The sequence below is a fragment of the Athalassotoga sp. genome (assembly GCF_049965695.1).
Classification (GTDB): Bacteria; Thermotogota; Thermotogae; order Mesoaciditogales; family Mesoaciditogaceae; genus Athalassotoga.
Window position 1 is genome coordinate 70,804 of the sequence record NZ_JBMFWB010000008.1, and the last position, 6,339, is coordinate 77,142.

Sequence of the window (6,339 nt, forward strand, 5' to 3'; positions counted from 1 at the left end):
GGGATTAAAATGGAAGAAACAAGAGAAATAAGAATACCGTTGATAGGTGAAAAGGCGCCGGAATTTGAGGCGGTGACGACAAAGGGTAAGATAAAACTTTCCGATTTTTTAGGCAAATGGATAGTACTCTTTTCCCATCCTGCCGATTTCACGCCGGTTTGCACGACAGAATTTGCGGCTTTTGCGGAAAAGCAAGATGAATTCAAAAAACGCAACGTTCAACTTATAGGACTTTCCATAGACAGCGTATATTCACATATAGCATGGATAAGAGAAATTCAAAAATATTTCGGCTTTAAAGTAGATTTTCCCGTCATAGCCGATCTCGACATGAACGTGGCACATCTTTACGGCATGATCCATCCCGGAAGCGGAAAGACCTCAACCGTGAGAACGGTCTTTGCCATCGATGACAAAGGCATCGTCAGGGCAATTTTGTACTATCCTGCCACAAACGGCAGAAATATAGAAGAGATCTTAAGACTCGTAGATGCACTTCAATACACGGACAAACATGGTGTGGCGACACCGGCGAACTGGAAAGTCGGAGAAAAGGTTATCGTTCCGACGCCACTTACCGTTGATGATGCAGAAAAGAGAATGAAAGAAGATTACGAGAAAGTAGATTGGTTCCTCGCCTTTAGAAAATACGAAAAATGAGAATGAGGCGCTTGCGCGCCTCATCTTTTTTAGGGGTGATGGATATGGAAAAGATCATGAAAAAAATGGATCAAAAGACGCTTTCAAACGGCAAATCAGTACTCGATAGGACAAGCAAGAAACGTGGCGTGAGTAGATTGATTCCTTTTTTAGGTCCTGCTTTTATCGCTTCGGTTGCGTACGTGGACCCCGGAAATTTTGCAACGAACATTCAAGGCGGCGCGACCTTTGGATATGAATTGTTATGGGTCATCCTCTGGGCAAATTTGATGGCCATGTTTATACAGGCGCTTTCGTCCAAACTCGGAATAGCGACGGGTAAAAATCTCGCCGAGTTGATAAGCGAGAGATATTCAAAAAGAATTGTCTGGTTTTACTGGATTCAAACTGAAATCATAGCGATTTTTACCGATCTTGCCGAATTCATAGGGGCATCAATCGCTTTTCAATTGCTTCTTGGAGTTCCACTTGTGGTAGGAGCAGTATTTGCAGGGATTGCAACGATTTTCATACTTTTATTTCAAAATTACGGTTTTAGACCTTTTGAAGCGATCATAACTGTCTTGCTTGGAGTTATAGCCTTTTCTTACATAAGCGAGATTTTTTTGAGTAAACCCAATGGCTTTGGCATTTTAAACGGTACGATGATTCCGAAATTCAGCGGTGTGGAAAGCATATACATGGCCGCCGGTATACTTGGGGCAACTGTGATGCCCCACGTCATATATCTGCATTCCGCCCTGACAGAAAACAGAATAAAGGCTGATGATGACAAGCAAATGAAAAGGCTGCATAAATTCAACATGTTGGATGTTTTGATAGCAATGGGCATAGCGGGCTTTGTAAACATGGCAATGCTCATCATGGCGGCATCGACATTTCATTTTACGGGTCATCAGGGAGTATCGAGCATATCAAATGCCTATATGACGCTTATTCCTTTGTTAGGCGCAGGTGCAGGCCTCATATTTGCTTTATCATTACTTGCGTCAGGTCTTTCGTCTTCGGCCGTCGGAACCATGTCAGGACAGGTACTCATGCAAAGTTTCGTGAAGTTCAAAATACCCATATGGATAAGAAGGCTTGTCACAATGATACCGTCATTTGTGGTGATCTTTTTGGGAATGAATCCGACCAATGTGCTTGTTTTCAGTCAGGTGGTTTTGAGTTTTGGCATAATCTTTGCGCTTTTTCCGCTCATTCAGTTCACTAAAAACAAGAAAATCATGGGAAATCTTGTCAACACGAAGTTGACAAACGTCATGAGTTGGATCATAGCCTCTTCCATAGTTTTTTTGAATGTCTTTTTGATATACCAGACAATCTAATCCCGGCCGAAATATCTGTCAAGCCGGCCGAACTCAATTGAATAAACAAGAGGCCTTCCGTGCGGGCATGACCAGATTTCCAATTTGTCAAGGTCTGAAAGTAACTGCAACATCTCCTCGTCAGAAATTTTTTCTCCGGTTTTTACCGCCATCTTGCATGCGACATCGGCAAAAAATGCTTCTTTCGGGTCCTTTGCAAAAGATATTCTGAAATTTTCTATCGTTGAGACAAAAAGCGCTGCCCAATCGTCCACATCTTTGATCGACGGAACGCTAAAAAGTTTTCCATCCTTGAATTCAAAGCCGAACGATTTTATTTCTTCCTCGTGATCTTTGAAAACATCCTTTTGAATTTGATTCAGATCAACCTTTACCGGATTTATGAGTTTTTGAGATGAAAGGGTTTGAATTTTTATCCTGTCGAACAAAATTCTTTCGTGTGCGGCGTGAATATCCGTAATGTATATCGCATTTTGTCCGTAAGACAGCAAATACCTTCCTTTCAAAATTCCCATAGGTTTAGTTTGAGAAAGTTTTTCTCTTTCTTCGACTTTTTGCTGGGGTCTTTCGTATGTGCGATCGAGATCGAAATCAAAATTGCGGGCGCCATCTCCGACTTTTTCATGTTTTTCGTACGTTTGAAAAGATGATTCTTTACTTTCAAAGTTAGACGATCTTTCAACGGGTATCTGAAAAATGGACGGAGAGGCCAAAGCGTGCTTTACAACGGTCGCTATGCTGCCGAAGACCCGCGATTGATCGCTGAACTTCACCTCTAATTTTTGCGGATGGACGTTAACATCGATGACCTGAGGCGGGACTTCTATAAAAACAACCGCCGTCGGGAATTCTCCTTTTTTAAGATGCTCTGCATATCCGGTTTCAATGGCTTTGAGCAAAAATGGACTTTTCACATATCTGTCATTCACAAAAACAACTTCATTTAGACGATTTTGCCTTCCGACATCCGGAGCGCTTATGTACCCGTATATTCTCATGCCACCCATTTGTTCGTCTATCTTTGTCAAATTTTGATCACCGAAGATGATCCTGACTCTATCTTCAAGCGTTGATTCTTTTGCGATGCTGTATATCCTTTCTCCGTCTCTTGCGTATTCAATAGATATGTTGGAAGATAAAATGAATTTTTCGACTATCTCGGTTACCATTCTTGATTCGACTGCAACGGAACTCAAAAATTTTCTTCTTGCCGGCACGTTGAAGAACAGATCGGTAACGGTCACACGTGTGCCCTTGGTTTTGGCTATCGAAAAAGTTTCGCCGATTATGCCTCCTATAACTTCTATGCCGTGGCCCGTTCCATCTTGTGTGTTTGAACTTTCGATCTTCATCTTGGAAACGGCCGCCATCGAGGCTATAGCCTCTCCGCGAAAGCCAAAAGTCGTAAGATTGAAGATATCGTCAAAATCTTCTATTTTAGATGTCGTGTGCGGAAGCACGGCCATCTTCAAATCTTCCTCACTCATGCCGATTCCGTCATCATCGACTGTTATGGAAGACTTCCCGCCACCTTCTATTGAAACCTTTACCTTCGATGCCCGGGCATCTATGGCGTTCTCGACCAATTCCTTTACGACCGAAGACGGATGATCCACAACCTCTCCCGCCGCGATCCTTCTCACAACTTCTTCCGGCAATTTTATTATCATGATCTTTCCTCCATAGCCTTGAATAAAATGACGGCCACGCTGACGGAAACATTCAAAGAATCCATTTCGCGGGCCATAGGTATGGAAACTCTGTCATCACAATTTTCGGCAACGAGTTTTCTTATCCCTTTGCCTTCATTTCCAAAGACAAAGGCAACAGGTCCTTTGAAATTCATTTTGAAATAAGGCTTTCCATCCATCGTCGCTGCATAAACCCAGACATTTCTTTTTTTCAACGCTTCTATTACCCTCGATAAATTAGTCTCCACGCAAATCGGCATTCGAAATGCGTATCCGGCAGAGGCCTTTAAAACCGCGGGTGTAACCATAACGCTTGAATGTTCAGGAATTATAACAAGATCTACGCCGGCTCCGTAAGCAGTTCTGATTATTGCGCCGAAATTTTGGGGGTCCTGAATTTGATCCAATATAACGATAAACGGATCATGATCTATCTCATCAAGCACGTCAAAAGTTTGAGAATAGACAAAATCCTTTATCTTCGCTGCAATGCCCTGATGATCTTTTGAATGCGTAACCTCATCAAGTTGCTTATCGTCAACTATCTCTATCTTCAGATCCGTTTCCTCTATTTTTTTTCTAAGTAACTTCATGTCTCCCGAAAAATCAGCGTCAGACATGAAAATTTTTGACATGTGTATGCCTTTTTTTAAAGCCTCGCTTATAACATTTCTTCCATAAATTATCATGATACACCTCGTTTAATTATAACACGACAATAGCAGGTAGCATGTGGCGGGTAGCATGTGGCCTGGCGACGGAGGGCATGATGCCGAGAGGTGGCCGACGCTGCGTAGCGAGGACCAAACACCGAAAGGCGATCCTTTACAAAATTTTCCTTGCTTTATGCCACTTTATGTGTTATACTATTTGAAGGTCATAAAAAATTGATTGAAATATCAAATAAACCTCCGTAAATGATATCTAAAAATCAAAAACAATGTGATATAATTTGTGAAGATCCAGCCGAGGTGGTGGAACTGGCAGACACGCAAGATTCAGGTTCTTGTGGGTGTATAACCCATGCGGGTTCAAGTCCCGCCCTCGGCACCATGAAATTCATTTTTATTCCATGAAACCGTTGACAAACAAAGGATTTAAGTATATAATTTCTTGAAAGCACTTTTATCTCCCATAAAGGGGGTTTGATAGTATGCAATGTGTTTTTTTAAATGAAAAAATGTATTTACATCTCGAAGGGAGGTGTTTTCCTGCAACCCACAGGGTGAGCAGGGAAATCAATGAGTAAAAAGATCTTGGGTCTCGTTGTCTCTGTGGCGCTGCTTATGGTTGTCCTCTCGGGCTGTTTCCTTTTGCCCCAGATAGACACATTCACACCGGTAATTAAAGTTATATCTCCGGCCGCGAATCAGACCATAACGGTGCCAACATCGACAAGTTCCACTAACGTCACGGTTACAGCATCGGTAGTAGCACATAGTCCGCTCCAGTCGGTCGTTGTATCGCTTTCTAAAGGAAGCCAGGTTTTGGTAAACAATACACCGGCCAACGGAAATTTAGGACAAAATACTGGCGTGTTTAATTACACATTTACAAGTCTAACTCCTGGAACTTACAGTGTGCAATTTCAGGCTTACAGTTCTGCAAAGAATCCAGGCACCGGCGGTGTGAGTTTTACAGTTACTTCTTCACAACCTGTAACTCCGCCATCTACCAAGTACAGCGCTCCAGTTGTCAGCCTTATCAATGTTGCTCCGAATTATCAGGGTAAGTATTACGTTGCGAATAGTCCAGTAACTTTCAGCGCAACTGTTACAAACCCCAATAACGTTGGACAACTCGCTGTCTGGGCAAGTGTAAATGGTCAGACAATCCAACCTAACAACAATTCCAATCCGTACACATTTACATGGACGCCTTCCGCGACCGGAACATACACACTCTACGTCAATGCGACCGTTACGATAGGCGCATCGACAGTTTCCGGATCTAACTCGGTTGTCATTAAAGTACCATACGTCAATCCTTCGGCTAATGTTACCGGCAGTCCGTCAAGACTTGTCATGGCATCAACGACTCCTGCATCTTTCACATTCACGACAACAGCCGGAGTTACTGCATATCTTTCTATAAACAACAAAGCCACAGCAACTTACACGTCTCAAAGCCCGATTGCAAATTCCAAACTCAATCCGAATCTTTGGAATACTTTGACATTGACATTCGAAGATCCATGGGGAAATACAATTAAAACTGCCGTAGCAACGGTGCTTGGAATTCAGACATCTAACACATCGCAAACTCCTTATATATTCTTGATAGACAAATCCGGACACGTTGTGTCTAACACCAACGACTGGATACAGGTACCGGCAGGTCAATTCCTTGATCTTTACGGATACATTCAGGCTCCTCAAGGGCAAACTATAAGCAATTACAACATAACAGAACAATATTTCTCTAACAAAGAAACAACTTCCAATTTGACATCAGAAACATCCATTGAAGGCCAAAATTCTTTGAGCAGCAATGTTGTTCCTTTAAGAGTGCTTGCTTACCTTTTCAACACATCAACGACATCTCCTGAATTTGTCCAATTCACAGGCTACATCAATACTCAACAGGTTAAAGCTTTCTTACGCTATCAGGTACAGGCAGAAACAACGGGTCCAAGTGTTTCTTTGTCCGTTGCCAATACG

The 6,339-nt window shown here is 42.4% G+C and carries 5 protein-coding genes and 1 tRNA gene; 4 read left to right on the plus strand and 2 right to left on the minus strand.

From position 1 onward, the window contains the following. Nucleotides 1–9: 9 nt before the first annotated feature. Both ACP5NR_RS03970 and ACP5NR_RS03975 read left to right on the plus strand, forming a co-directional pair. Nucleotides 10–660, plus strand: coding sequence for a peroxiredoxin (locus ACP5NR_RS03970; RefSeq protein WP_428005085.1), 651 nt, complete (start codon nt 10–12; stop codon nt 658–660). Between the two features lie 44 nt (nt 661–704). Further along, entirely contained in the window at nt 705–1,988 is a 1,284-nt protein-coding gene (locus ACP5NR_RS03975) for an Nramp family divalent metal transporter (RefSeq protein ID WP_428005998.1), read from the plus strand. Here the strand turns inward: ACP5NR_RS03975 and mutL are convergent. Together mutL and rlmB are read right to left on the minus strand one after the other, a co-directional pair. Further along, complete coding sequence (gene mutL, locus ACP5NR_RS03980; RefSeq protein ID WP_428005999.1) at nt 1,985–3,658, minus strand: DNA mismatch repair endonuclease MutL; 1,674 nt, start codon at nt 3,656–3,658, stop codon at nt 1,985–1,987. The two genes, ACP5NR_RS03975 and mutL, sit on opposite strands and share 4 nt — an antisense overlap. Then, on the minus strand, nt 3,655–4,368 hold the full coding sequence (gene rlmB, locus ACP5NR_RS03985) for a 23S rRNA (guanosine(2251)-2'-O)-methyltransferase RlmB (protein ID WP_428006000.1): 714 nt from the start codon (nt 4,366–4,368) through the stop codon (nt 3,655–3,657). Before rlmB ends, mutL begins: the two co-directional genes overlap by 4 nt. A 276-nt stretch (nt 4,369–4,644) precedes the next feature. On the opposite strand from rlmB, the gene ACP5NR_RS03990 reads away from it, so the two are divergent. Both ACP5NR_RS03990 and ACP5NR_RS03995 read left to right on the plus strand, forming a co-directional pair. Continuing rightward, nucleotides 4,645–4,732 (plus strand) — tRNA-Leu (locus ACP5NR_RS03990). 188 nt (nt 4,733–4,920) lie between these two features. Continuing rightward, on the plus strand, nt 4,921–6,339 hold a 1,419-nt coding region (locus ACP5NR_RS03995; RefSeq protein WP_428006001.1), incomplete at its 3' end, for an Ig-like domain-containing protein.